Below are 26,073 nucleotides of genomic sequence, written 5' to 3' on the forward strand. Positions count from 1 at the left end.
GGCCTTAAGCAGGAGCCGACATGTCGCGTACGCTCATCAGAAAGAACCCGAGCAACTTCAAGACCCTGCCGTTATTCGTCGAAGCGACCCCCGAAGGCCTGACTTATCAGAGCGTCGGCAGGCCGCTGAATTTCTCCCAGACCCTGCAACGTCGTCGGCCGGTGACGGTCGGCGACAGCGAACGGTTTGCCCTGGAGCTGGCCAACCTCGGGGTTTCGGTGCGCCTGACCCTGCATTGGCAGAATCGCGATTATTGGGTGCTGGTGCGCCAACGCCGGCAGGACCGTGGCGATGTGGTGCTCAAGCTGATCTCCGGCTACGTGCCGGCCCATGAGCTGAACCTGCCCTTGCACACGGCGATCCAGGAAATTGCCGAAGAATGTCTGCTGGAAACTCCGGAAGGCTGGCTCGGTGGGCGGTTCAATGACACCTGGCTGCCGACGCCCTACTCGGCCGCCCTGCATTACCGTGAAGCCCTGCCGTTTCGCTTGTCGCCACTGTCCGGCTCGGCGCGGCCGGTACGTTGCGCCAACCTGATGCTGATAGAGCGCCCGCGGGCTTACGTGCATTTGCCAACGGCGTCACTGCAACTGATTTACGACTTGCGCCTGGACGCTCCCAGGGAAGCCAAATCCCTGAGCCTGTTCCATGTCGATGAAAGACTGGAAGGCGATCAACTCGTCGCCCGCCTCGACCGCAAGCGCCCCGATCTGTACTTGATGCCCTTGCAGGACGGCCACCCGATGGCTGAGCTCTACACCTTGAAAAAGGATCAGCTGTACCCGGCCAGCACGCGCGGACTATACCTGGCCGAGAGTTTCGCCCAACAGGAAGGCTGGCTGGTTCGCGACGAGCGAATTCGCTGGAAGGACTGGGTGAGGCAGCAGGGTCTGACCCCGCCAGGGAAGGATTCAGGCCTGGCGCGGTTGCGCGGCAAGGCCAAGCAACTGCTGAAGAAAATTGTGCCGCGTAAAAAGGTAAGCTCTTAAACGCAAAAGATCGCAGCCTGCGTACTCCATGTAGGAGCTGCCGCAGGCTGCGATCTTTTGATTTTACGATCCCCAGGCTACCGGAAAAGATCGCAGGCTACGCCAGCTCCTACGACTTGCGGATCTTCTCGACAATCGCCGTGGTCGAGCTGTTTTCCACCAGCCCCAGCACTTTCACGGTACCGCCGTAGGCCGTCACGATGTCCGCGCCGACCACCTGGTCGATCCCATAGTCGCCGCCCTTGACCAGCACGTCCGGCTTGACCGCGCTCAGCAGGTTTTCCGGAGTGCCTTCCGAGAAACTGATGACCCAGTCCACCGCACCCAGACCGGCCAGTACCGCCATGCGCCGGTCGACACTGTTGATCGGACGGCCCGGCCCTTTCAGGCGGCTGACCGATGCATCGTCGTTGATCGCGACGATCAGGCGATCGCCCTGGGCCCGTGCCTGTTCCAGATAGGTCACGTGACCGGCGTGCAGGATGTCGAAGCAACCGTTGGTGAACACGATCCGCTCGTTGTGCGCGCGGGCATCGTCGACCGCCAGCAACAGCTGCTCAAGGCCCAGCACTCCACGCTCGGAACCTTCCTCACGCTGAATCGCACGACGCAGTTCCGGCGCACTGATGGCCGCCGTACCGAGTTTGCCGACCACGATACCGGCCGCCAGATTGGCCAGAGCCACCGCGTGAGGCAGTTCTTCGCCAGCGGCCATCGCGGCCGCCAGAGTGGATATCACCGTATCGCCGGCACCGGTCACGTCGAACACTTCACGGGCACGGGCCGGCAAGTGCAGCGCCGGGTGATCCGGACGCAACAAGGTCATGCCGTGCTCGCCACGTGTCACCAGCAAGGCACCGAGGTCCAGGTCGTGCATCAACTGCGCGCCCTTGCTCACCAATTCGTGCTCATCGGCGCAACCACCGACGATGGTTTCGAATTCGTTGAGATTCGGCGTGATCAGGCTCGCACCGCGGTAGATCGAGAAATCCTTGCCCTTGGGATCGGCCAGCACCGGAATGCCACGGGCACGGGCGGCCTGGATCAGCGCCTGATGGTTTTTCAGCGCGCCTTTGCCGTAGTCGGACAGCACCAGCACCTTGATGCCTTCGAGCAACTCATCGACCTGCACGGCCAGCGCCAGCGCGTCAGTGGCGAAGGGTTCTTCGAAGTCGATACGCAGCAATTGCTGGTGACGGCTCATGACCCGCAGCTTGACGATGGTCGGCTGGTGCGCAATGCGCTGGAAGATGGCCCGCACGCCGGCGCCCTTGAGGCTGTTGACCAGGCTGTTGGCGGCTTCATCGTCGCCGGTTACACCGACCAGCGAGGCCGGGGCCCCCAGGGCGGCAATGTTCAAGGCAACGTTGGCAGCGCCGCCCGGACGGTCCTCGATGTGATCGACCTTGACCACCGGCACCGGCGCCTCAGGAGAAATCCGTGAGGTACCACCATGCCAGTAACGGTCGAGCATGACATCGCCGACCACCAAGACGGGGGCTTGATCGAATCGCGGCATGGACAACTTCATGGTGCAACCCACATACAGAATGAACAGGGGCGCGATATTAACACAGGGTTGGTGTCGGCTTGTGCGGTGGCTGCAACCGGATTATTCGCCGGGCTTTATTGCTCATTTTTTGAGCAAAAAAAAACGCCAGACGACGGCACGCGTCGCTCATTTCCATCGCCTGCGTATCGATATCACACTCCGCATGCAGCGGCGCCTCGTAGGGACTGTCGATGCCGGTGAAATCCTTGATCCGGCCTTCCCGGGCAGCCCGATACAAACCCATGGGATGAATTCCGGCTTGGTCAAGAAGCGTAAAGGTCTGGATACAAATCACCGGACGCGTTGCACGTCGGGTGCGCGAAAGGGCGAGCCAGGCTCGCCCTTTCGCGGTCAGGCGATGTCTTCGGCCGGGGCGTCGAGGCCCATCGCGTTGAGGCGCGAGTAGTAGCCGTTTTGCGCCAGCAGTTGATCATGGGTGCCGCGCTCGACGATTTTCCCCTGATCCATGACCAGGATCAGGTCGGCCTTCTCGATGGTCGACAAGCGGTGAGCGATCACCAGCGTGGTGCGACCTTTCATGACCTGATCCAGGGCTGCCTGAATATGCCGCTCGGACTCGGTATCGAGTGCCGAAGTCGCCTCGTCGAGAATCAGCAGCGGAGCATTCTTCAACAATGCCCGGGCAATCGCCAGGCGCTGGCGCTGACCACCGGACAGCAGCACGCCGTTTTCCCCGACCTGGGTGTCCAGGCCTTCAGGCAACTGAGCAATGAAGTCCATTGCATAGGCATCCTTGGCCGCCTTTTCAATGTCTTCACGGGGTGCGCCAGCCAGGTCGCCATAGGCGATGTTGTTGGCCACGGTGTCGCTGAACAGGGTCACGTGCTGGGTCACCTGGGCGATATGCTGACGCAGGTTCAACAGTTTGTACTGTTCCACTTCGACGCCATCGATGAGGATTTCGCCCTTGTCGTGGTGATAGAAACGCGGAATCAGGTTGGCCAGGGTCGACTTGCCGCTGCCCGAACGTCCCACCAGCGCCACCATTTGCCCGGGCTCGACCGAGAAACTGATGTCATTGAGCACCTGACGCTCGGTGTCAGGGTACGTAAAGCTGAGGTTGCGCACGTCCAGGCGACCGCTGACGACGTCACGCTCGACGGTGCCGGTATCGACTTCGGGCGCGACATCCAGTTGTTCAAAGATACTTTCGGCACCGGCCACACCCTTCTGGATGGTCGAGCTGACTTCGGACAGCTGGCGAATCGGCTTGGGCAGCAGGCCGGCCAGGGTGATGTAGGCCACCATGTCGCCGGCGGACGCATCGCCACGCAGGAACAGCACCAGGAACATCAGCACGGCCATGGCGGTGTAGATCACCAATTGCAGTAGCGGCGTGTAGATGGCACCGGTGCGGGTCATGCGCAATTGCTTGTCGGTGTTGCCCTGGCTGGCGTCGAAGAAGCGTTTCTCTTCGTACTTTTCACCGCCGAAGCTGCGCACCACGCGATAACCCTGGATCGTTTCGGACGCCACATGCGTCACGTCCCCCATGGCCAGCTGGATTTTCTTGCTCTGCTTGCGGAATTTCTTGCTGGCGGTGCGCACCATGATGGCGATCAGCGGCAGGATGGCGACCATGACCAGCGTCAGGCGCCAGTTCATGAACAATAGCGAGGCAAACAGGAAGATCACCGTCATGCCTTCACGAATTACGACCTTGATCGCATCCGTTGCCGCCCCCGTGACCATGGTCACGTTGAAGGTGATACGTGAAATCAGGTGCCCCGAGTTATGCTTGTCGAAATACCGGTTTGGCAACACCAGCAGGTTGTTGAACAACTGCACCCGCAAGTCATGGACCAGGCCCAGGGAAACCTTGGCCAGGAAGTAGTTGCCCAGGTACGACCCCAATCCCTGCCACGCAGCGATCAGGATGATCAACAACGGCACCGCCTGCAGCAGTTGCAGATCCCGCAGGTAGGGCACGGTTGGAAACAGCGCCGCTTCAGGGTTGGACAGACCGTCGACGAAGTACTTGAGGATGTAGCCCAGCATTGGCTGTGTCGAAGCGAAAATCAGAAAACCGACGATGCTGATCAGGAACAGGCTGATGTACGGCCGGACATAGCCGAGCAGACGGAAGTAGATTTTCAAGCTCGATGGGCTTGCGCAGAGACTGGAGTCGGTCATATCACGCGATTGTCGATAAAAAGGACGCTGACTTTAGCACAGCTTCCCCAGGGTTCTGGCAATCGCATACAGTCTGTGTATTGTGGCGCGTCAAATAGCCACCAAATGTCCCTGCCTTGGTACGCTCGCTCAATTCAGGAATAAGTTACTCAGCATGCAATTAAACGCGTTGAACAGCACGTCCAATAGAATCTTCGATTTCATTTGCTTGTGGATCCTTCCGCTCGGTTATTTATTGCTGCTTTGTGCACTGTTTTTCCTGCCAGGGCGCAGTGTGCATCACAAGCTTTACTATGGCCTGTTCAGCATTCCGGCACTGATTGCGCTGTGCCTGCGTCCGCGGCTCAGCAAAGAACTGCTGCACGAACCGATCGTCATTGCAGCCCTGTTGTTTCTGGCGTGGGCACTGCTCAGCCTGTGCTGGGGGCCAGGCAACGACATCGACTTTGGTCAGTTCAAACCGCCATTGCATACCCTGTTTCTGTTCGTTGGCTGCTACCTGCTGGTGCGCTATCGCAGCGAAATCATTCAGCCCCTGCTGTTCTGCGCCGCGATTGTGGCGCTGGTCGCCACGGTCTACAACCTGTACAGGTTCGGTCTGATCTACCAACCGGAAATGCGCCTGATCGGAGTAGGTGCGTTCGACAATCCACTGCTCAGCTCCCACGTTTTCGGCTTTTTCTGTACCTACTGGCTGAGCCTGAGCATGACCTGCAAGCGACACCAGGTACTTTGGTTGAGCATACCGGCGATGGCGATCATGTTCGCCGCCGTCCTGGCCACCGGCTCCAGGACCCCACTGGTTGCACTGACGCTGGCTGCGCTGTGGCTGTGTTACATCTGCTGGAATCGACGCCCGGTCTTCATGCTTGGTTCCATGCTCATTGCAGGAACGGCGACTTTCGCGTTGTTTGCGGACAAGATCTTCGAAAGAGGCAGTTCCTTCCGTATCGAACTCTGGCAATTGGCCCTGGACAGGATCGCTGAACATCCATGGATCGGGCACGGCTACAACGCCGGACTGAGCCTGGACCCCGGCGCCGGCTACCTCCTTCAGGAGCCCCATAGCTTCGCCCTGGGCGTGCTCTACTACGTCGGCATTATCGGCCTGCTGCCATGGCTGTTCTTCCTTGCGTGGAGCTTCATCAGCAGCCGGCGCCATCGCGTGCAACCGCTGTTTATCATTGCCTCCGCCTGGCTGGCCTTCGGTATCGGTGCAGGCCTGACCGAAGGTGGCGGGATTATCTCTCGCCCCAAGGAGCACTGGTTCCTGCTGTGGATCCCGTTGGCACTGATTGCCGCGTTGAGCATCAATCAACGGGCCAGGCGCCTGCTGGACATGCCAATCAAGACCGCGACGCCAAGCGCCCTGCAACAGCTGACTGTCGATGCCCGGGTCATCGAAGAAGATGGTTTGGGCCCCAAAGTCCTGCGCCTGACCGATGGCAGCTTTCTCAAGCTGTTCCGCCGTCGCCGCTGGTACACCTCGGGCAGTTTCACGCCCTACTCCGATCGTTTTGCCGTCAACAGCGTGCAACTGCGCAGCATGGGCATCCCGACACCGCACATCCTCGACCTCTACCGGTTCGAAGACGGCAGCACCGCTGTGCACTACTCTCCCTTGCCGGGCAACACGCTGCGCCAGATCCTGCAAGGCATCACCGCCCCGGCGGTGCGCCAGGCACTGGTGGAGCGCTTCGGCAAATTCATGGCCCAACTGCATCAGCAAGGGGTCTACTTCCGCTCCCTGCACCTGGGCAATGTGCTGGTGCTGGAGGACGGCGAGTTCGGCCTGATCGACCTGGCCGACCTGCGAATTTACCCTTCATCGTTGAGCCCTTCGCTGCGGCGGCGTAATCTGCGCCACATGCAACGCTACGCATCAGATCGGCACTGGCTGTTCGAGGATCACTTCGAAGCGCTGCTGCAGGGATACGCCGCGGCGGCTTCGAAAGCCGACGTGGATAATTTGCACAGACACGTGCTGGCCGGGAGTCCTTCGGCCCAGGCTCACTGATGATAGAAACCAACCCCCTTATCGCGATGATGGCCTACCTGCTCGCCATCGCGACCGCTGCGCTACTGTTGCACCGCGTGCCGAGATTCACCCGACAGCTGGAGCATTGCGGCGAAAGCCGCTTTGCCGGCATCGACGGCTTACGCGGGTATCTGGCCTTCGGCGTGTTCGTGCACCACTCGATCATTACCTGGATCTTTCTGCAAACCGGCGTGATCGATTTTCCGCCGAGCAACTTCTACTCGCAGCTCGGCCAGGGTAGCGTCGCCCTCTTTTTCATGATCACCAGCTTTCTGTTCTGGGACCGCTTGCTCACCCACGGGCGGCAACACGACTGGCTGGCATTTGCGGTATCTCGGCTATTTCGCCTCTACCCGCTCTACCTGCCGCTGATGTTGACCGTGTTTGTCTGTGTGTTCTATTTGCAGGACTGGGAACTCAAGGACTCCGGCACCCAGCTCATTGGCCAGACCCTGGCCTGGCTGATCTTCGACCGGCCAGACGTCAACCAGTACCACCAGACCGGCATGCTGATCTCCAACGTCACCTGGACGCTGGGGTATGAAGTGTTTTTCTACCTGGCCCTGCCACTGGCCGCCATGGTGTTCATTTATCGCGGCGGCTGGATGCAGACAGTGCTGTGCCTGATCGGCATCTACACCCTGTACCAGGTGGTCGGCTGGGAACACTCGCTGAAGAAGCACTACCTGGCCAGTTTCCTCGGTGGCATCGCTGCAGCGTACTGGGTTCGCCGTCCACAATGGGTCGCCTGGAGCCTCTCTCCGCTGGCGGGCATCATCGCCCTGCTCGCATTGGCGATCGCCTTTACGGCGTTCAACCGGGCATTCAATCCGGGAGCGCTGCTGCTGCTTTCACTGTTTTTTGTGATTGTGGCGTCCGGCAACACCTTGTTCGGCGCCCTGAGACCACGCAGCATTCGCTGGCTAGGGGAAATCAGCTACAGCACGTATTTGCTGCACGGTTTCGTGCTCTGGATACTGGTGCAGCGACTGCCGCCGGTATTGCATCTTGACGCCCGGGAAGTGTGGGTCTTCCTGCCGTTGCTGGCCGTGTGCAGTTGCCTGCTGATCATCATCAGCAGCCTGACCTACCTGCACATCGAAAAGCCCGGTATCAATGCCGGCAAGAAAACCCTGCACTGGTTACGCCAGAACAGGAAACCGAGGAAAGAACTTTTGGAGGAGACGGTTCAACAACGTTGAGCAATCGTCGAGGCATGTCACCGCGAACAATGCCACGTCGTCCACCCCCCTTGAATCCAGCCTATGGCTCAGTCTTTCTCCAACCGTGAGAAATACATCCGGCCCAACCCACGCCAGGTTTTCTTGTTCCAGGCCTTGAACGGAATCTGCGCCAGCAACTCCCGCGCCAGCTTGCGATCACGATTGGCGGTCTTGAGGAACATGGAATTGAGAAACTTGTAGCGCACCTCGTCATACAGCGGGTGATCGCTGAAGAGCGCGTAGGTGCGCAGGATGCTGTCGATCATGAAGCGGTGGTTCTTGTAGGAGTTGGTGGCGTGCTTGCGATAACGCGCCATCAACACATTCAGACCGTCGATGAAGTAACCGGCATGGGTCACCTTCAACTCGATCAGCAAGTCTTCCAGGCGAATGGTCGGGTCGAAACCGCCCACCTTGTCCAGAGCTTCGCGACGAATCATCAGCGTGGGTGCCGGTGGATAGGGCTTGCGCTCCAGGAACATGTCATCGAAGTCCAGGCGACGGAACGGCACATCCCGGCGCTGGCGCTTCTCGGGGTAGAGATTGCCGTCGGCATCGATCAGTTCGATGTTGCCGGCGCAAATGCCGACCTCGGGTTTGCCGTCCATATGAGCGACCTGGGTGGCGATTCGCTCCGGCAGCATGATGTCATCCGAACCGAACGGCACGATCAGGCTGCCCTTGGCCCGGGCAATCGCACCATTGAGGGTGTTGGTCAGCCCCTGGTTTTCCTGCACCCGGAAATCGAAACCATGGATGACCTGCAGCGCCTTGATCCGCTCGACGCTGTCATCTTTCGAGCCATCGTCGACCACCAGCAACTCGATGTTCTGATAGGTCTGGTTGAGGACGCTGAGAATGCTTTCCTCGATGTAAGGGGCATGGTTATACGACGCGATGATGACCGTGACGATGGGTTGCGCGTCGTTCATGGCTGTTCCTTGCGGGCCTGTTCCAGGCCGGAGTCGATCAGATTGAGGTATTCCCGACGGAACTCCTCGATGTCATGGTATTGCTGCAGATAACGGAAGGCCTGCTCACCCTTGGCCTTGAGCTCGTCATCCGACAGCCCGAGGTAGGTGTCCAGCGCCGCCTGCAGCGTCGGCACATCCTTCGGTGTAATCGCCAGGCCACCGGCGCCCTCGATGAGCGGCAACATGGCCGGCACGTTCGAGGCAATCACCGGCAAATGCCCGCTCATGCCTTCAAGCAGCGCCAGCCCGAGGCCTTCGGCCAGGGAGGGCATGGTCCAGATATCGAAAGCGCGAATGTACTGCAGGGCGATTTCCTTGAACCCCAGCAAATGGGCACGACCGCTGAGGCCGAGGCGGTCGATTTCCGCGGCCAGGCGCGACTCTTCGCGGCCGGCACCGATGATCGCCAGTTGGGTATTCGGGTATTTGTCCTTGAGCGCGGCAAAGGCCTGCAGCAAATAGATATGGCCCTTGACCGGCACCAGTCGCCCCAACGCACCGATCAACCGCACCGACGGATCGATGCCCAACAGTTCACGGGCCTTTTCACGACTGTGTTGCAGACCTTCGGCTTGCTCGATGTCGATGGCGTTGGTGATGGCGTAGGTATTCTGGTCGGTGAAGCCACAGTCACAGTCCAGCAGATACTGTTTCACTGCAGGCGACACGCCAACGAAGCGCCAGTGACGATCAATCAGGCGCTGGGTCTGGCGGCGACGGTAAAAGCGGTCGTACTCGCCAAAGCCGTGGGAAATGCCAATGCACAACGACACTTTCAACCAGCGGTTGAGCGCCAGCATCATGTTCACCGGTTTGAAGCGGTTGCAGATCACCACATCGAATTTTTCCCGGCGGCAGAACTTGTACAGCTGCCACATGGCCCGCAGGCGCATGCCCTTGAGGGACTTGTCGGAAAACTCGAAGTACACCGAACGGTCGGCTCGGCTCACTGCTTCGCCCGGCCCGGGTTTGCCACGCAGAAACGCGGCGGTCACTTCATAGCGATCACTGGGCAGGGCCTTGACGATTTGCTCCGCGAGGTCGGCGAAATCATGGGCTTTGACGTTGTAGTCAGGCTGCAGCTGCAGGACCTTTGACCGCTGACTCATAACTCTCCCCGCTGAGAAACATTGCCTGGTGTGTGCTTGAGGGACCACAAAAGCTCGTGGCGCCGGACTGCCTTGCGAAAGAATTCGTTCTGGCCATAGGTGGGCAGCAAGCGGCCGGCCAACAACCGTTGGATCAGCCGACGCAAGCGACGTTTGAACGGCATCGCCGGTTGCAGGTCGTGCATCATGCCCAACGCCATGGCTTTGTCTCGCTGTTGCTCCAGCGGCATCGGCAGGCAATAAGGCTGCATCGGCCGGGCCGAATCGAAGGCAGGCGGCAAGGCGATGCCATCACCGGTATCGCCCATCGGCCAGCGGTCGTTGTCGTGCAGGTGGTTGGCATAGCCCAATAGCGTGGCCGGCTGCCAGTCCAGGCCTTGCAAGGCTTCGAGGACTGCCGCCTGGGCGCAGACATGATCGGGATGCGGATCGAGGGTCGGATGCGGCAGGACGATGACCTCGGGCCGGGCCCGCAGCAGCAACTCACGCAGATCCGCCAGAAGATTGTTCCAGGTCGGCGCGCCATCGGCATCGCCAGGCAGCGCGAAAGGATTCAACCGGCGGAACAGCCGGGTGTCGCTCATATCCGCCTCCCGCGATCCCGCCGCCACGGCAGGCGCGGCCTGCATGTTCGCCAGTTGCAGACAGAAGTAACCCAGTTGTACGCAGTGAGCCTCGGGCACACCGGCCCAACGTGGCACGGCGATGCTGTCCCAGGTGCGCAGACGGCCTTTCAAGCGGGCCGCATCGACCTTGTTCAGGCCCATCTGCTGATAGTGTTCGGCTTCGATTTCACCCGCTGTCAGCGTGACGATCCAGGTTTCGTCGGCCTGGCTGTACAAACCGTAGGCCGCCAGCTCGGCGTCATCGGCGTGGGGGGCGATGACCATCACCCGCTGACGCCGGTAATCCGGATGTTCGAACGCCCACAGCACGGGCTCACCAAACACGCGACAGAAGCGCCCGCGCAAGCGCAGGTCACCGCGCGACAACGCCTGAGCCTGACCACTGAGATTGAGGTAACGCAGGCCGTTCACGCCCCGTTCGAAGGTTTGTCGGTCAGGGTTTTCGCCACCCGCCAACTCCACCACCGGATCGATAAATCGTCCCAGCCAGGTGCTCTTTACCCGCAGGGCCAGCACCAGCGTCGCGTCGTCGACCAGCATCACGCCCTCGTCCAGCCGCAAATGTTCACCGCTCAGGTGCACCTTGGGTTGTGGCGTGTACGGGGGAAAGCTGTACTGGTAATCGTCTTTCGCTGAGTAGAACAGATGGTCGGCAAACCAGGCTTCGTGGGCAATCCAGCCCAGAACCGCCAGCACCAGCGGCAACCACCAGGCCACCAGAACACCGATGACGATCAACAACGCCAGCGCAATCAACAGGCCTATGCGTTTATTGCGCCGATGGCGCTTGAGCAGTTGCTGTTTGCGGCTCATGGCTTGGCTCATACAGTGAAGACCGGCACGGGGTTGCACCAGCGATCCTTGTATTCACGGTCGGCGCGACCGAAGGAAAAGCGCAACGGTTTGTCCTGCGCCCGGGCATGCTCCCAGGCGCTTTGCGTATTGAGGAAACTCAGCACGCTGCCGGGGCTGAACTCACGGGTTTGTGGATCGACCCCGCCGTTGATGTACTCGACACTGATCCACTGCGTGGTTTCTACGCGGTACACCAGTTGAATCGCAATCGGCGCATCGTTGAGGAAAATCACCGAACCGATCAGCAACTCGCGCAGCAACTCGATGACATCAGCCATGCGCTCGGCACCCGTCGCCGGGAAACCCCAGCGGCGCTGGAACAGGTCGCAGTAAATCGCCGCCAGATCGAAGCTGGAAAATTCGGACACCGGTCGAACCACGCCACCGGCCTCTTCCAGCAAGCGCAACTCGCGGCGCTGGTTATAGCGAAACTTTTTCGACAGCTCTTCGGGGGTACGGGCCATGGCCAGTTGCTCGGTCTGCAACCTGATGCCAGTGAAACGGCCTTCGTTCAGCGCCGACAGATACCGCGCGCGATGGCGCAATGGCACCTGGGCATCGGCAGCGGCCGGCAGGATGATCTCGGCGTTGCCCAGATCGAACAGACCTTTTTTGCCGCGACGCTTGAGCACGTCCTTGGACAAGGCCAAGTCGCGGCCCCAGGTCGGGATCGCCGCCTTGACTTCATCGCCCTGCACCCAGGCCAGGTAACGCACCGGAATGTCAGCCAGTTGCGCCAGCCGCTCGACCACCATGGGATGAGTCGCGACACTGCCGCCATAACGTTGCCAGGTTTCGGCGTATGTCGAGCCGTCGACTACCGCCCAGCCACGCTCGCGCCAGCCTTGAAATCGGTTGAGCATCAGCCCCTCTGTGCCAGTTCGGTAACATGCGGCAAATGCCAGAAAGCATCGCGTACCGCGCAATCGGAGAAGCGTTCGCGCAAGCGCTCGAGCATTAACTCGGCACACTGTCGGCGTTGCTGATCATCCATGCCAGCCAGATGTTGCAGCCCTTGGGCCAGACGCTCGGCATCGCCCAACGGGAACAGGATGCCCACGCCTTCGACCACTTCTTTCGCTCCGCCGCACGCCGTTGCGAGCAAAGGTACACCAGCGGCCATGGCCTCCAGCAGCACCATGCCGAACGGTTCGTGATCGGAGCTCAGGGCAAACACATCGAAGGCCCGGAAGTAGTTGCGCGCATCCGGCACCTGACCGAGAAACAGAACCCGGTCACCGATACCCAGCTCCCGGGCTTGAGCCTTGAGGTTTTCCTCCAGACGCCCCTTACCGAGAATCACCAGTTGACTGTTGGCCGGCAACCCCGGCAACGCCTCGGCGAAACCGTGCAACAGCGTGGCCTGGTCCTTGTCCGGATGCAGCCGTCCGACGTTGCCGACGATCCAGGCATCCGCCGCCAGCCCGAGGGTTTCCCGGGCCTCGCGAGCCAACACCTGCGAGGCTTGCAAGGCATCTACGTCGATACGGTTGTATATGGTCTGGATCCGCGAAGCCGGCCACTTCGGCAGGCAATTGCGCATGTCGTCGCGCACGGCGTCGGACACACCGAGCAGACTCAAACGCTTGCGGAAAATATGCGCGAACAGTTTGCGGCTACCACGCTTGTAATCGTCAAAAGCGTGATGCACGCCAATCACCGGCAACGACGTGCCGAGCAAGGCGATATAGATCGGCTTGAAGCGGTGAGCAATGCAGAAACTGAAGTTGCGCGACGCGACGATCTTGCGCAGATCGCCGATGGCACCCAGCTTCAGGCCACGAATGGCCTTGGAGCTGTACTCCATGAATAGCACTTCATCGGAAGCACAACCCGCGGCGACTTCGGCATCGGCAACCCCGGTGAGAAACACCGTGGTCACTCGATAACCGGTCCCCGCGAACAGGCTGGCGTACTGCCGTGCGCAGTCCAGGAACGGCCCGTCATAGCCGTGGCAGAACTGCAGCACATGGCGTTCAGCCGAACGTGTCATAGGCGTTCGCGCCCTCTTTGACCACCAGGATGTCTTCCATGATCAGATACTGTAGATCCGAACCGAAGAACATGTTCAGGGCGTCGGTCGGCGAGCAGATCATCGGTTCGCCGCGACGGTTGAGCGAGGTGTTGAGCGACACGCCGTTGCCGGTGAGCACTTCCAGCGCTTTCATCATGTCGTAGTAGCGCGGGTTGTATTCGCGCTTGAGTACCTGGGCGCGGGAAGTGCCGTCTTCGTGGACGACTTCCGGCACGCGGGTTTTCCACTCTTCCGCCACTTCGAAGGTGAAGGTCATGAACGGAGCCGGGTGATCGATCTTGATCATCTGCGGCGCCACGGTGTCGAGCATCGACGGGCAGAAAGGCCTCCAGCGCTCGCGGAACTTGATCTGGTGGTTGATCCGGTCAGCCACGCCCGCAATGCTCGGGCAACCGATGATCGAACGACCGCCCAATGCACGCGGACCGAACTCCATGCGGCCCTGGAACCAGGCCACCGGGTTGCCATCGACCATGATTTTGGCGATCTGCTCCGGCATGTTGTCGAGCTTGCGCCACGTCGGCTTGTTGGCGTGACGGGCGCACGCGGCGATCACGTCTTCGTTGCTGTACGACGGGCCGAGGTAGACGTGTTCCATCTTCTCGACCGGTACGCCACGGGCGTGGGACACATAGGCTGCCGCGCCCACCGCGGTACCGGCGTCGCCGGAGGCAGGCTGAACAAACAGCTCCTTGACGTCGTCGCGGGCGATGATTTTCTGGTTCAGCTTGACGTTCAACGCACAGCCACCGGCGTAGGCCAGTTTGCCGGTTTCCTTGAGCACGTCGCCCAGGTAGTAGTCGATCATCTGCAGCGCAATTTTTTCGAACAGCGCTTGAATGCTCGCGGCGTAGTGGATGTAAGGCTCGTCGGCGATGTCGCCTTCTCGCTTGGGACCCAGCCACTCGATCAGCTTCGGCGAGAAGTAGTAACCCTTGCCCTTCTCTTTGTAGCGACGCAGGCCGATGACGTTGGCGTAGTCGGTGTTGATTACCAACTCGCCGTTTTCGAACGAAGCCAGTCGCGAAAAATCGTATTTGCTGGCGTCGCCGTACGGCGCCATGCCCATGACCTTGAACTCACCATCGAGCATATCGAAACCGAGGAACTCGGTGATCGCGCCGTACAGGCCGCCGAGGGAGTCCGGATCGAAGAATTCCTTGATCTTGTGGATCTTGCCGTTTTCGCCGTAACCGAAAAAGGTCGTGGCGTACTCGCCCTTGCCGTCGATGCCCAGGATCGCGGTTTTCTCTTTGAAACCGGAGCAGTGATAAGCGCTGGAGGCGTGGGCCAGGTGGTGCTCGACCGGCTCGATCTTGATCTTCTTCGGATCAAAGCCCAGTTGCTCCAGGCACCAGACGATCTTGTTGCGATAGCGCTTGTAGCGACGGTTGCCCATCAGGATCGCGTCGAGGGCGCGGTCCGGGGCGTACCAGTAACGCTTGGCGTACTGCCAGCGGGCCTTGCCGAACAGACTGATCGGGGCGAACGGGATCGCTACCACGTCGACATCGGACGGCTTGATGCCAGCCTGTTCCAGGCAGAATTTCGCCGATTCGTAGGGCATGCGGTTCTTTGCATGTTTATCGCGTACGAAGCGTTCCTCTTCAGCCGCCGCGACCAGCTTGCCGTCGATGTACAGGGCTGCGGAAGGATCATGGCTAAGGGCGCCGGACAGGCCAAGAATCGTCAATGCCACAGGGGTCTAGCCTCTTTAGTCTGCATGCAGGCGCAAGCGCCTCAAAAATTAATGTGCCCTCGCAAGAGGCGAGAGACAGCTAAAGGGCGGGATTATAGCGTAAAAGCAGCGGCAAACCTCTAGCCGCAAGCGGCATGCAACTACGGCCGGGGCCTCGCGACATTTTTTATCCGCGCGCAGGTCGCCAATAGATGGAAATATTGCCGTCCACGCTTTGCCGGTAAATCGTGTACGGCAAGACAATGGTGTCCAGCGCGCCAGACACGGCCAAGTCCAGCAATACGAGTGGCACAAGGAAACCCGTAGGGTCTGGCGGCGCATTCAATACACAGAAGTCATAAGCCAGGCCGCTGTAGACCCGCGGGATGGACTGGCAATAGGTCTTTTGCCTGCGCAGCCCCTGCGCTGCTTCGGCTTCATCCTGCAGGACGGTGGCGGCGGTCCCGCAGCCCATTAGCGACACTGATAAAACACCTGCTGAAACTGCCATTTTGATCGTCACAGCCTGACCTCCGAGAGCGTCAGGCAAACTAGCATCGGGGCAATTTCAGCCACAGTTCATGACTTCCCAAGATCGCGTAGGACGGATCACAAGAACTTGTCTGCTTTCTCGGTTGGCAGTTCCGGCCTCTTCGCGGGCAAGTCGGATCGCCGCACCGCCGCTCCTACAGTAGTTCCGGTCGTTCAGAAATCCCTGTGGGAGCGGCGGTGCGGCGATCCGACTTGCCCGCGATAGGACCGAAGGTCCTGATTCAGCCAGCGCTGGAGATGTCTTTGGGCAACCGCTGATCGATGACCCGGTAAAGGGCGCTGCCTTCAGGCCAGTTGCGCATGAACCGCGCGCGATCCCTGGCATACGCCGGGGCGAAACTGCCGAGAGAACCGTGCTGGCACATCGAATCGAGGTCGATCAACGCCCAGCGATCTTGCTGCCAGAACAGGTTATGCCCCTTGAAGTCGCCATGACTGATGCGTTCGCGAATCAGCTCGGCAAACAAATGATCCAGCGCCGCCAGCTCGGCTTCCGGTGCATCACCGCTTTCAACATACGGCGCAAAACGCTCGATGATGTCCGGCCCCGACAGATACTCGGTGATCAGGTACGCCCGGCTGCGCAGCCACAGAAAACGCTTTTCCAGCAACACCAGCGGCTTGGGCGTGGCAATCCCGAGGAACGCCAGGCGATTGCCTTCGCGCCATGAATGCCAGGCCCGGCTCGGACGCCAGAAGCGTTTGAGCCAGTGGGCGAAGCCCTTGATGTTGTAGCGCTTGATCACCAGCGTGCGGCCATCCACCTCGACCTTACCGACGCTCGCCGCGCCCCCGGTCTTGTACAGATGCCCCTGATCGAGCAGGGTATCGGCCTGCTCCAGCACCGGCACCATCGACGGCTCTTCCTCGCGGCGAATCGCCCGCAATCCGAAGGCACCGCGCTGGACGCTGAACAGCGTGCACTCGCGGCCGACCTTGATCAGGAAGTCCTTGAGGCGCCAGCTGCGGACCTTGTCGATCTGCTTCTGCAGCGCCTCCATGGGCAAGGCGTGCTCGCCGTTGCTGAGCAGGTAATACACCAGCAACTCTTCAATGAAGGGCTCGATCGACTTCGGCAACTGGGCGAAGAACACCCCGAGGTTTTCCAGGACCTTCTGCCGCGACAGCGGCTGGCCAGGTGTTTCGGAGCAAATCCCGGCGCCGTCGATCAAGTACAGACGACCACGCTGACGCAGCAGGTTGTCCAGGTGCAGATCTTCCTGCCACAGGCCTTTGCGGTGCATTTGACCGATGGCACCTAACGCCTCGGCCAGCACCGCTCCTTGCCCATCGGACAGCACGGGCTGCTGCTCAACCTGCTTCCAGGTATCACCCAGGCTTTCGGCGCCTTCCAGAAACTCGAACAGCAGCCAACCACCCTCACCCTCTTTCAGGCCATCGGCCAACAGCTGCGGCGTGGTCAATCCTTGAGCGGCAAGCAAGCGCACGCCGTCCAGCTCACGCTGGAAGTGCCGCGAAGCCTTGCTGCCGACCAGCAACTTGGCCAACACCGGCCGGCCACGCCAGACGCCGGCACCGACATAACGCTGCCCCGGCAACACCCGCAACAGGCTCAGCAGTTGTAGCTCGGCGGGGCCTGCGGCATCAGCCAGCGAAACGCTCAATGGCAACGCCGGGTTGCGGCCGGCGGACTTCAACTCGGATAAACGCATCAGCGTGGTCCCTTTTGGCTGCGCCGCGTCGTCAAACGCCCCAGCCAGCTGTCGATCAACGAGCTGTCCTGTGGTTGATCCAGATAGGCGGCCAGCAATTGCCGCAGGTGCGACTCTCCCCACTCTGGCGCGCGACGCGTCAGCGGTTCCAGGTCCTTGATTCGGTCACGCTGCCCGTACAGCAGTGGTCGGGTTTTTTCCAGGTCGATCAATTGAGCCTGATAGCCGTTGCCGGTGGCGCGCATGAAAATATGCTTGGGATAGAAGCACCCATGCACCTGGCGTGCGGCGTGCAACTGCCTGGCCAGTTCGCCAATGGCCTTGAGGATTTCCGAGTGCTGCTCAGGGCTCAATTCAGCCCAGCGCTGCAACAGCGAGTCGAGATCGTCCCAACCATCCAGGGCACGGGTCAGCAGGATCGCGCGGACTTCGCCATCGACCTTGCGCTCCCCGTAGAACACCGCTTCCAGCGCCGGAATGCCCATCCTCCGGTAGAGGGAGATGTTGCGAAACTCGCGAGCGAAACTCGGCTCGCCGAACGGCGCACGCAAGGTGCGGGTCAGGTAGTTGCTTTGACGCTTGAGGTAGAAACCATGACCTTCCAGATCCAGCCGAAACACGCTGCTCCAGCCGCCGCGACCGGTGTTGGGCTCGTCCACCGCATCGAGTTGCTTGGCCCAGAGTGCTTCGAATGTGCCGAGGCCGTGGCGCTCAAGCAGCGCTCGGTCTTCAGCGGCCAGAAAATCAGTCATTCACGCCCCTCGAAAAATCTCACCACGTGCCGGATACGTTTTTTGTCCGCAGCGTTGAGCCGGGTCCGATTGCGGTATTGCAGGTAAAAGCGCAGGCGCTGGGTTGCCGACAGTTGATACTTGGCGACCTTGTCCAGGCACGCCAGATCCTTGGTAATACGGTACTTGAGCCAGAAACCGCGCCAGAAATCGCCGTTGGGGCAATCGATCAAAAACACTCGAGCCTCATCGTCAATCAGCAGGTTGCGCCACTTCAAATCATTATGGGTGAAGCGGTGGTCGTGCATGGTCCGGGTATATTCGGCCAGCTGACGACTGACGGTATCGACCCAGGCGCGATCCGAAAGTTTCGGGTCGCGACGCTCGGCCAGTGCCGACAAGTCTTCGGTACGAGGCAGCTCCCGGGTAATCATCGCGCCGCGAGCGTAGGCCACACCGCGTCGTTCCAGCCCCCAGGCCACCACTTCGGCCGTGGGGATGCCCCACTTGGCGAAGCGCTTGAGGTTCTGCCACTCCATCTTCACCCGAGGCTTGCCCAGGTAACGCCGCAAGCCTTTGCCAGCGCCCACATACCGCTTGACGTAATAGTTGACGCCATTGCGCTCGACCCGGATGACCTCCGAAAGCAGATCGCTGGTCAAACGCTCGCCTTGCAGCGCAAACACAGCCTCGAGGCTGCCAAAGTCATCGGCCAGTTCGCTGTAGGCCGGTTCCAGTTTCCAACCCGACATCAGAGCGCATCCCCGTATCGCTGTTTACGCTCGTAGAGCTTGTTGGCCTTGCCGTCGAGCCATGCCAGCAAAGACGCCTCTTCAATCAGGATCTTACGCAGCGGCTGCTGGAAATAGCCTTTGAGGAAACGCAGCTTGTCGCGGCGGGTCAGGCCAATGTCCAGCGCGGAAAAGTACAGCGCGGCCAGGTCCTTGTTGCGCCAGCGCGAGGTGATCGCCGGGCGGGTCTGGGCGCGGTGCAGGTCGATCACCGAGAGTTTGAAGTCGTCGGCGGTCACCGGTTTGTCGGTATGCAGCAGGAAATGGCAGATGTAGCAGTCGCGGTGATTGACCCCGGCGCGGTGCATCATGCCGGTCATGCGTGCGACTTCGGCGATCAGCGCGCGCTTGAGCTTTGGCTCCGGTGGCTGCTTGATCCAGTTGATACTGAAATCTTCGAGACTGACCGTCGGCGCCAGCTCCTCGGTGACGATGAACGAGTGCTGGTCGGCGGGGTTGCTGCCCTTCTCGCCATACGCGACGGCGGTCATGGTCGGCACGCCAACTTGCTGCAGGCGTTGAATGGCCTGCCACTCCTGACCGGCCCCCAATACTGGAAGCTTGGCAGTGAGCAGATTCTTGAAAATTTCGCCCCAGCCGATGCCACGGTGGATTTTCACGAAAAATCCGTTGCCATCGACTTCCGTGCGTAAGGTCCGGCGCGCTTCCAGCTCGCGGTACACCTCGCCCTTGAGCCCCTCGACTTCGGCGAACGGGTCGCGTCCGGCCCAGAGGCTCTTGAACGGTTCAGCCAGCATCAACTTCATTTAAGCGTGCTCCGCCAGAATCACATCGGCCGCGTGCTGCGGCATGCTGTAGAGGTCGGCCGTCCCGGCGTAGGCCAGACCATTGCGGCTCCAGGCCGCCCTTGCTTGAGCGTCGTTCAACATGCCGGTCAGGTACTGCGTCAGCTGTGCCTGATCGAACGGTTCGTCCAGCACCAGGCCGGCGTCGGCCTCGGCAATGTAATGGGCGTACCCGCACACCGCGCTCACCAGCACCGGCAAACCGGCCACCAGCGCTTCGAGCAGCACGGTGCCGGTATTTTCGTTGTACGCCGGGTGGATCAACAGATCGGCACCCAACAGGAACCGCGGGATATCACTGCGCCCCTTGAGGAACGTGACATTGTCGCCCAGCCCTAATGTCGCACTCTGCATCTGGAATAATTTGGGGTCATCCTGGCCAATTACAAACAGCCGGGTGCGCTTCCTCAACTCGGCAGGCAATGCTGCCAGTGCCTTGAGGCTACGGTCCACGCCCTTGGTCTTGAACCCGGAGCCGATCTGCACCAGCAGCAGTTCGTCGTCCTTGAGATCGAATTCAGCGCGGAACCCTGCGCGAACTTCATCGGCATCCGCCGGCCGGCGACGGTCCTGGGCGATGCCCGGTGGCAGCAGGTGGAAGCGCTCCAGCGGCGTGTCGTAATGCTTGATGAACAACGGCTGCTGAACCTCGGAAATCATCAACACTTCGGTCTTGGCGTCCCTGGCGAACACCGCCCGCTCGTATTCGGCGAAGTGGCGATAGCGGCCCCAACGGCGATACAGCGAGTTACGCAGGTTCTGCGCCTTGTCTTCGAAGCAGCCGTCGGCGGCGTAGTAGACGTCCAGGCCCGGCATCTTGTTGAAGCCAATCAGGCGGTCGACCGGGCGCTTGGCCAGGTCCGCATCCATCCACTCGCTGAGTTTCTCGTTGCGGCGATGGTTGAAGAACGCCTTGACCGGCGCCACCAGCACTTCGAAACCCGGCGGCACGTCACCCTCCCAGATCAGCGTGTAGACGCGAATCTGATGACCGCGCTTCTGGCACTCCAGGGCGATTCGCATGAAATCGCGCTGCAAGCCGCCGAACGGGAAATATTTGTACAGGACAAATGCCAATTGCATCAGCGCAGCTCCTCAGCCATTAACAACGTGCTCAGTCGGCTGGCGACACGCTCGGGATTCAGACGCGTGAAGCACAACGGCCACTCGCGTTTCAAGTCAAATTGACGGGCATCTTCAGCCGTCGGCTGATAAGTGCATTTCTTTTGCAGGCACGGTGCACAAGGGAAGTCGCTGGCCATGTGAATCTGCACTTTGCCATAGGCGCCGGTCAGGCCCGGATTGGTCGGACCGAACAGCGACAGCGTCGGCACATCCAGTGCGGCGGCCAGATGGCCCAGGCCAGTATCCACCGCCACGCAGGCTTGCGCGCCGGCCAGCACCTTGCCGACACCCGCCAGGTTCAGTTTTGGCAGCACTTCGGCGTGCTTGAAACCCGCGGCGATACGCTCGGCCCGGGCTTTCTCCAGGGCATTGCCCCAGGGCAACTTCACCCCGACGCCAAGGTAGCCAACCCGTTCGGTCAGCTCGCGCCAGTAGGCTTCGGGCCAGTGCTTGGTGTCCCAGGTGGTGCCGTGCAAAAACACCACGTAAGGATTCTTGCGCGGCAACTCCACCAGGCGCTCGATATTCAGTCCGTAGTCGCCCAGACCTTTGGGCAAGTCATAGCCCAACGCAATGGCGAACAACTGACGCACTCGCTCCACCGCGTGCTGCCCACGGGCAACGGCCAGACGTCGATCATAAAAGCGCGCAGCAATGGGCTCGCGTGCGGAGCTTTTATCGAGGCCGGCCACCGGAGCCTTGACGTAACGGGTCAGCCAGGCGCTTTTCAGCAAGCCCTGGGCGTCTATCACCAAGTCATATCTGGTGGCGCGAACGCTTTGTTTGAAGCGCTTCCACTCGCCGCTCTTAATGGTCTGCCAGATGTTTTGGCGCCAGCGACGGATCGCCACCGGAATCACCTTGCCCACCGCCGGATGCCAGGTCGGGATTTCGGCAAAGCCTTCTTCCACCACCCAGTCGAATTTGATGCCGGGAATCGCCCGCGCCGCGTCGGTCAACGCCGGTAACGCGTGAATGACGTCGCCCAGCGAAGAAGTCTTGATCAACAGAACCCGCAAGCTATTTGACCTCGACCACAGTGCCTTGCAACCGCTGCAAGGCTTCGTTCACGGCCTGCGGCATGAGCTGGCGCAGGCAGTTGTAATGGCCGAAACGGCAGGTGCGATCGAAGCACGGACTGCACTCGATGCCCAGGCGTACGATTTCCACGTGCTCGGCCAGCGGTGGCGTGAAGCCCGGCGACGTCGAACCGTAGACCGCGACCAGCGGGCGGTTCAGCGCGGCGGCGACGTGCATCAGGCCGGAGTCGTTGGACACCACAGAATCTGCACAGGACATCAGGTCGATGGCTTCGGCCAGCGAGGTGCCGCCACTGAGATTGACCGATTCTTCACGCAGGCCGGGAATCAGCCGCGCGCGGATGTCTTCGCCTACGGTGTGATCGTTTTTCGAACCGAACAGCCAGACTTGCCAGCCTTCGCGGATCTTCGCTTCGGCGACTTTGGCGTAATGCTCGGACGGCCAGCGCTTGGACTCGCCGAACTCGGCGCCGGGGCACAAGGCCAACACCGGACGGTCGAGGGCCAGGTCGAACTTGGCCAGCGCCGCCTCGCGAGTTACCGGGTCGATCTGCAGCGTCGGACGCGGATAGGGTTTTGGCAGCTCAACGCCCGGCTCGAACGCCAAGGCCATGAAGCGCTCGATCATCAGCGGGTAACGATCCTTGTCCAGCGTGCGCACGTCATTGAGCAGGCCGTAGCGGAACTCGCCACGCCAGCCGGTGCGTTTCGGGATGCCGGCAAAGAACGGCACCAGCGCCGACTTCAGGGAGTTGGGCAACAGGATCGCCTGGTCGTACTGGCCGGCCAGGGATTTACCGATGCCCCGACGCGTCGCCAGTTCCAGAACACCGTGACCAAGCGGAAAGCTCAAGGCCTGGCGAACTTCGGGCATCCGCTCAAGAATCGGCCGGCTCCACTCGGGGGCCAGCACGTCGATTTCGCATTGCGGGTGGCGTTGTTTCAGACACTGGAAAAGTGTCTGCGCCATCACCATGTCACCGACCCAACTGGGCCCAACGATCAGAATTTTCATGTGGTTTCCATAAACGAACCGGGGAGGCTTTACGCCTCCCCGCCTCGAGAATCAGCTTAGCCCCAACTCACGCCAGATCCGCATGACCTGCCGCCGTTCGTCTGCGAACTGGTCGCCCGGTATCACCCCGGGGTCCTTCTGCAAGGCCTGCCGGTGGGCGGCGGAGCGGTAGGCTTTATACGCTTCACGCAACAGACTGGCATCTTCGACGGGCATCAGCCCTTCATGCTCCAGCTCTTCCAGAATGCGGATATTGTCCGTCCAGCGCAGCAATGGCGGGTGTGTTTCGGACCACGCCAGGGCCGCGTATTGCACCATAAATTCAATATCGACGATACCTCCGGCATCTTGCTTGATATCGAACGGCGCCGTGGCTTCGAAGGCATTTGCCCCGGTGCCGGCCGCCGTGCTCTTGCTGCCGAGGTTATCGCGCATCTTGGCGCGCATCTCGCTGACCTCCTGACGCAGGGTCGGTAGATCACGGGTTTTGCCCAATATCGCGGCGCGGACTTTCTCGAATGCCTGGCCGACATCCTGACTGCCCACCAACACCCGCGCACGCACCAGCGCCTGATGTTCCCAAGTCCAGGCTTCGTTCTCCTGATAACGGGCAAACGCCCCGAGGGAACTCACCAGCAACCCCGACGCACCGGACGGCCGCAGACGCATGTCCACCTCATACAGCTGCCCGGAGTTGGTCTGCGCTGTCAGCAAGTGAATGATCCGTTGCCCCAGACGGGTGAAAAATTGCGCGCCATCGATGGGTTTGGGTCCGTCGGTTTCAGCCTGCGGATCGCCATCGTGGATGAACACCAGGTCCAGGTCCGAACCATGCCCGAGTTCCAGGCCGCCGACTTTCCCATAACCGACAATGATGAAGCCGGGATCGCACAAGGTGCCATCGGTGCGCAGTGGCGTGCCGTACTTGGCCACGGTCTGGCGCCAGGCCAATGCCAGCACTTGCTCCAGGATCGCTTCGGCGAGCCAGGTCAGGTAATCGCTGACTTTCATCAGCGGCAGACTGCCGGCGATTTCCGAAGCGGCCACTCGCAAGCGGTGCGCCAGCTTGAAGTGGCGCAGGGCTTCCATTTGCTGTTCGAGGTCGTCCTCGGGAATCCGCGTCAGGCGCTCGCGCAACTCGGCCGCCAATTCTGGCGCCAATGGCGGTTTGAACAGCCGGCCTTCGTTGAGCAGTTCGTCGAGCAGTAACGGGAAACGGGTGATTTGCTCGGCGATCCACGGACTTGCCGCACACAGCGTCAACAAACGCCGCAGCGCACCGGGGTTCTCGGTCAACAACACCAGATACGCGGAGCGACGGGCCACGGCTTCAACCAGCGGCAGCACCCGTTCCAGTACCAGGTCCGGATTGTCATGTTCCACGGTCTGTGCCAGCAGACGCGGAATAAAAGCATCGAGACGTTCGCGGCCCAGACGCTGCATCGCCCGCAATTGCGGGCTGCTGCGCAAGCCGGCCAAGGCTTTCAAGGCTTTGGGGGCATCCTTGAAGCCACCCTCTTCCAGTTGGCGGCAAGCGGCCTCATCGTCCTGAGCCTCTTCCCACAGCGGCAACCACTCACCGCCGACCACCACTTCGCTTTCGGCGCCCTGCTCTTCGTCGGGATCGGCGATCACCTGCCCGAAGTGCCAGGCCACGCGGCCGCGCCAATACATCAGTTGTTCGTGGAACGCCGTCCAGTTGGCGAAACCCAGCATAAAGGCAATGCGCGCCTGATCCTGCTCGCCACTGGGCAACATTTGCGTCTGGCGATCGGCAATCGCCTGAATCGCGTGTTCGGTGTAACGCAGGAATTCGTAACCTTCACGCAGCTCGCCGATCACGGCCGGCGGCAGGTAACCCTGACCTTCCAGCGTGCTCAGCACTTTTAATAGCGGGCGTTGCTGCAAGCTCAAATCGCGGCCGCCGTGAATCAGCTGGAACGCCTGGGCAATGAACTCGACTTCACGAATACCGCCGGAACCGAGCTTGATGTTGTCGGCCATGCCCTTGCGCCGTACTTCCTGCTGGATCAGTTGCTTCATGGTGCGCAGCGCTTCGATGGCCGAGAAGTCCAGGTAGCGCCGGTAAACGAACGGCCGCAGCATCTCCTGCAGTTGCGCGCCGGCTACTTGATCGCCGGCCACCACCCGCGACTTGATCATCGCGTAGCGTTCCCAGTCGCGACCCTGGTCCTGGTAATACTGTTCCAGCGCGTTGAAGCTCAGCACCAGAGCGCCGGACGAACCGTAAGGTCGCAAGCGCATGTCGACGCGAAATACAAAGCCGTCGACGGTCATCGGGTCCAGGGCCTTGATCAGCCGCTGGCCCAGACGAATGAAGAACTCCTGGTTATCCAGCGGGCGTTTCACGCCGACGGTTTCGCCGCCCTCGGGGTAGGCAAAAATCAGGTCGATGTCCGACGACAGGTTCAACTCCACGGCACCGAGCTTGCCCATGCCGAGAATGACCATCTGCTGCGGCTCGCCGCTGCGCCGCCCGGTCGGCACGCCGAACTGCTGGCAATGCCGCACATACAACCATTGATAGGCCTGATCGATGCTGGCATCCGCCATGTCCGAAAGGTCGCGACAGGTCTGGATCAAATCGGCCTGGCGGGTCAGGTCGCGCCAGATGATCCGCACCTGATGGCGTGCACGCTGGCGGCGCAAGGCGCGGCCAAGCTGATCGTCGGACTCGGCCTCGCTCACGGCGGCCGCGATCTGCCCGCACAACTCGCCGGGAGCGAAGCGGCGATCCAGTTCGCCGGACTGCACCAGCTCCAGCAACATCAAAGGGTCACGAGCACACTGTTCAATCACGAAATCGCTGGCGGCGGTGACGCGGGCAAATTGCGCCCAGCGTTCCGGCGTCCAGGTGGACAGCCCGTGGTCATCGTCCAGGGCAGCGACGGCAGCCCGGAACGACTGCTCGGCGCGGGAGACCAACGGCAGGAGAATGGCGGGCAGTTCGGCAAGCGAAGGGAGGCTCATGGTCTATCCTTGATCGGCGTACAACGGACTGCATGTAGTGGTTTTCGAAAACTCACTACCTGAGGGACTGTCGAACAAAAGTTAGAAATAGCTGAGATTTCTTTAATTTTGGCAGC

The 26,073-nt window shown here is 60.8% G+C and carries 20 protein-coding genes and 1 pseudogene; 3 read left to right on the forward strand and 18 right to left on the reverse strand.

What is annotated here, in order from left to right:
• Positions 1-20: 20 nt before the first annotated feature.
• Entirely contained in the window at positions 21-989 is a 969-nt protein-coding gene (locus tag AC1D19_RS14990; RefSeq protein WP_477763686.1) for a metal ABC transporter ATPase, read from the forward strand.
• 109 nt (positions 990-1,098) lie between these two features.
• Here AC1D19_RS14990 and hldE read toward each other — a convergent pair whose 3' ends face one another.
• The 3 genes and pseudogenes from hldE to msbA form a co-directional block, all read right to left on the reverse strand.
• Positions 1,099-2,520, reverse strand: coding sequence for a bifunctional D-glycero-beta-D-manno-heptose-7-phosphate kinase/D-glycero-beta-D-manno-heptose 1-phosphate adenylyltransferase HldE (gene hldE, locus AC1D19_RS14995; protein ID WP_477753926.1), 1,422 nt, complete (start codon positions 2,518-2,520; stop codon positions 1,099-1,101).
• Between the two features lie 106 nt (positions 2,521-2,626).
• Positions 2,627-2,788: pseudogene (locus tag AC1D19_RS15000) on the reverse strand (adenylyl-sulfate kinase); the annotation flags it as partial.
• 104 nt (positions 2,789-2,892) lie between these two features.
• Positions 2,893-4,695: a lipid A export permease/ATP-binding protein MsbA gene (gene msbA / locus AC1D19_RS15005; RefSeq protein WP_477763687.1), complete on the reverse strand. Its 1,803-nt coding sequence runs from the start codon at positions 4,693-4,695 to the stop codon at positions 2,893-2,895.
• 154 nt (positions 4,696-4,849) lie between these two features.
• Between msbA and AC1D19_RS15010 the strand changes: the two genes are divergently transcribed.
• Together AC1D19_RS15010 and AC1D19_RS15015 are read left to right on the forward strand one after the other, a co-directional pair.
• Positions 4,850-6,712 carry an O-antigen ligase family protein gene (locus AC1D19_RS15010; RefSeq protein ID WP_477760292.1) on the forward strand — a complete coding sequence of 621 codons (1,863 nt, stop codon included), beginning with the start codon at positions 4,850-4,852 and terminating at the stop codon, positions 6,710-6,712.
• Entirely contained in the window at positions 6,712-7,935 is a 1,224-nt protein-coding gene (locus AC1D19_RS15015; protein WP_477753614.1) for an acyltransferase family protein, read from the forward strand. The genes AC1D19_RS15010 and AC1D19_RS15015 overlap by 1 nt, the downstream gene beginning before the upstream one ends.
• Positions 7,936-8,003: 68 nt before the next feature.
• Here the strand turns inward: AC1D19_RS15015 and AC1D19_RS15020 are convergent, their stop codons facing one another.
• The 15 genes from AC1D19_RS15020 to glnE form a co-directional block, all read right to left on the reverse strand.
• Positions 8,004-8,888, reverse strand: a complete 885-nt coding sequence (locus AC1D19_RS15020) for a glycosyltransferase (protein WP_477763688.1) — start codon at positions 8,886-8,888, stop codon at positions 8,004-8,006.
• Positions 8,885-10,039 (reverse strand): glycosyltransferase family 4 protein, encoded by a 1,155-nt coding sequence (locus AC1D19_RS15025; RefSeq protein ID WP_477763689.1) that lies wholly within the window; start codon positions 10,037-10,039, stop codon positions 8,885-8,887. The genes AC1D19_RS15020 and AC1D19_RS15025 overlap by 4 nt, the downstream gene beginning before the upstream one ends.
• Positions 10,036-11,478 (reverse strand): PIG-L deacetylase family protein, encoded by a 1,443-nt coding sequence (locus tag AC1D19_RS15030; RefSeq protein ID WP_477760293.1) that lies wholly within the window; start codon positions 11,476-11,478, stop codon positions 10,036-10,038. The genes AC1D19_RS15025 and AC1D19_RS15030 overlap by 4 nt, the downstream gene beginning before the upstream one ends.
• Before the next feature lie 8 nt (positions 11,479-11,486).
• Positions 11,487-12,383, reverse strand: a complete 897-nt coding sequence (locus AC1D19_RS15035; RefSeq protein ID WP_477753618.1) for an antimicrobial resistance protein Mig-14 — start codon at positions 12,381-12,383, stop codon at positions 11,487-11,489.
• Positions 12,383-13,513 (reverse strand): glycosyltransferase, encoded by a 1,131-nt coding sequence (locus tag AC1D19_RS15040; protein WP_477763690.1) that lies wholly within the window; start codon positions 13,511-13,513, stop codon positions 12,383-12,385. Before AC1D19_RS15040 ends, AC1D19_RS15035 begins: the two co-directional genes overlap by 1 nt.
• Positions 13,497-15,254, reverse strand: a complete 1,758-nt coding sequence (locus tag AC1D19_RS15045) for a carbamoyltransferase family protein (protein ID WP_477753620.1) — start codon at positions 15,252-15,254, stop codon at positions 13,497-13,499. The genes AC1D19_RS15040 and AC1D19_RS15045 overlap by 17 nt, the downstream gene beginning before the upstream one ends.
• 166 nt (positions 15,255-15,420) lie before the next feature.
• Positions 15,421-15,756 (reverse strand): YceK/YidQ family lipoprotein, encoded by a 336-nt coding sequence (locus AC1D19_RS15050; protein ID WP_477763691.1) that lies wholly within the window; start codon positions 15,754-15,756, stop codon positions 15,421-15,423.
• A 250-nt stretch (positions 15,757-16,006) separates the two neighbouring features.
• The gene (locus tag AC1D19_RS15055) at positions 16,007-17,458 is read right to left on the reverse strand and encodes a lipopolysaccharide kinase InaA family protein (protein WP_477753622.1); all 1,452 of its coding nucleotides are present in this window, start codon (positions 17,456-17,458) and stop codon (positions 16,007-16,009) included.
• On the reverse strand, positions 17,458-18,210 hold the full coding sequence (locus AC1D19_RS15060; protein WP_477763692.1) for a lipopolysaccharide kinase InaA family protein: 753 nt from the start codon (positions 18,208-18,210) through the stop codon (positions 17,458-17,460). Before AC1D19_RS15060 ends, AC1D19_RS15055 begins: the two co-directional genes overlap by 1 nt.
• The gene (locus AC1D19_RS15065; RefSeq protein WP_477753624.1) at positions 18,207-18,941 is read right to left on the reverse strand and encodes a lipopolysaccharide kinase InaA family protein; all 735 of its coding nucleotides are present in this window, start codon (positions 18,939-18,941) and stop codon (positions 18,207-18,209) included. Before AC1D19_RS15065 ends, AC1D19_RS15060 begins: the two co-directional genes overlap by 4 nt.
• Entirely contained in the window at positions 18,941-19,747 is an 807-nt protein-coding gene (rfaP, locus tag AC1D19_RS15070) for a lipopolysaccharide core heptose(I) kinase RfaP (RefSeq protein ID WP_477763693.1), read from the reverse strand. The genes AC1D19_RS15065 and rfaP overlap by 1 nt, the downstream gene beginning before the upstream one ends.
• On the reverse strand, positions 19,748-20,869 hold the full coding sequence (locus AC1D19_RS15075; RefSeq protein ID WP_477763694.1) for a glycosyltransferase family 4 protein: 1,122 nt from the start codon (positions 20,867-20,869) through the stop codon (positions 19,748-19,750).
• Entirely contained in the window at positions 20,869-21,930 is a 1,062-nt protein-coding gene (gene waaC / locus AC1D19_RS15080) for a lipopolysaccharide heptosyltransferase I (protein WP_477763695.1), read from the reverse strand. The genes AC1D19_RS15075 and waaC overlap by 1 nt, the downstream gene beginning before the upstream one ends.
• Position 21,931: 1 nt before the next feature.
• The gene (waaF, locus tag AC1D19_RS15085; RefSeq protein WP_477763696.1) at positions 21,932-22,966 is read right to left on the reverse strand and encodes a lipopolysaccharide heptosyltransferase II; all 1,035 of its coding nucleotides are present in this window, start codon (positions 22,964-22,966) and stop codon (positions 21,932-21,934) included.
• A gap of 51 nt (positions 22,967-23,017) precedes the next feature.
• Complete coding sequence (gene glnE, locus AC1D19_RS15090; RefSeq protein ID WP_477763697.1) at positions 23,018-25,957, reverse strand: bifunctional [glutamate--ammonia ligase]-adenylyl-L-tyrosine phosphorylase/[glutamate--ammonia-ligase] adenylyltransferase; 2,940 nt, start codon at positions 25,955-25,957, stop codon at positions 23,018-23,020.
• Positions 25,958-26,073: the final 116 nt, after the last annotated feature.

The organism is Pseudomonas sp. P1_C12 (assembly GCF_056406435.1).

Bases quoted from the DNA above. Each gene is read 5' to 3' on its own strand.
- AC1D19_RS14990 (WP_477763686.1), top strand. From the start codon at position 21: ATGTCGCGTACGCTCATCAGAAAGAACCCGAGCAACTTCAAGACCCTG.
- AC1D19_RS15015 (WP_477753614.1), top strand. From the start codon at position 6,712: ATGATAGAAACCAACCCCCTTATCGCGATGATGGCCTACCTGCTCGCC.
- waaF (WP_477763696.1), bottom strand. From the start codon at position 22,966: ATGAAAATTCTGATCGTTGGGCCCAGTTGGGTCGGTGACATGGTGATG.
- AC1D19_RS15025 (WP_477763689.1), bottom strand. From the start codon at position 10,039: ATGAGTCAGCGGTCAAAGGTCCTGCAGCTGCAGCCTGACTACAACGTC.
- glnE (WP_477763697.1), bottom strand. From the start codon at position 25,957: ATGAGCCTCCCTTCGCTTGCCGAACTGCCCGCCATTCTCCTGCCGTTG.
- AC1D19_RS15020 (WP_477763688.1), bottom strand. From the start codon at position 8,888: ATGAACGACGCGCAACCCATCGTCACGGTCATCATCGCGTCGTATAAC.
- AC1D19_RS15075 (WP_477763694.1), bottom strand. From the start codon at position 20,869: ATGCAATTGGCATTTGTCCTGTACAAATATTTCCCGTTCGGCGGCTTG.
- rfaP (WP_477763693.1), bottom strand. From the start codon at position 19,747: ATGAAGTTGATGCTGGCTGAACCGTTCAAGAGCCTCTGGGCCGGACGC.
- hldE (WP_477753926.1), bottom strand. From the start codon at position 2,520: ATGAAGTTGTCCATGCCGCGATTCGATCAAGCCCCCGTCTTGGTGGTC.
- AC1D19_RS15055 (WP_477753622.1), bottom strand. From the start codon at position 17,458: ATGCGTTTATCCGAGTTGAAGTCCGCCGGCCGCAACCCGGCGTTGCCA.
- AC1D19_RS15060 (WP_477763692.1), bottom strand. From the start codon at position 18,210: ATGACTGATTTTCTGGCCGCTGAAGACCGAGCGCTGCTTGAGCGCCAC.
- AC1D19_RS15065 (WP_477753624.1), bottom strand. From the start codon at position 18,941: ATGTCGGGTTGGAAACTGGAACCGGCCTACAGCGAACTGGCCGATGAC.
- AC1D19_RS15040 (WP_477763690.1), bottom strand. From the start codon at position 13,513: ATGACACGTTCGGCTGAACGCCATGTGCTGCAGTTCTGCCACGGCTAT.
- AC1D19_RS15030 (WP_477760293.1), bottom strand. From the start codon at position 11,478: ATGAGCCGCAAACAGCAACTGCTCAAGCGCCATCGGCGCAATAAACGC.
- AC1D19_RS15035 (WP_477753618.1), bottom strand. From the start codon at position 12,383: ATGCTCAACCGATTTCAAGGCTGGCGCGAGCGTGGCTGGGCGGTAGTC.
- AC1D19_RS15010 (WP_477760292.1), top strand. From the start codon at position 4,850: ATGCAATTAAACGCGTTGAACAGCACGTCCAATAGAATCTTCGATTTC.
- msbA (WP_477763687.1), bottom strand. From the start codon at position 4,695: ATGACCGACTCCAGTCTCTGCGCAAGCCCATCGAGCTTGAAAATCTAC.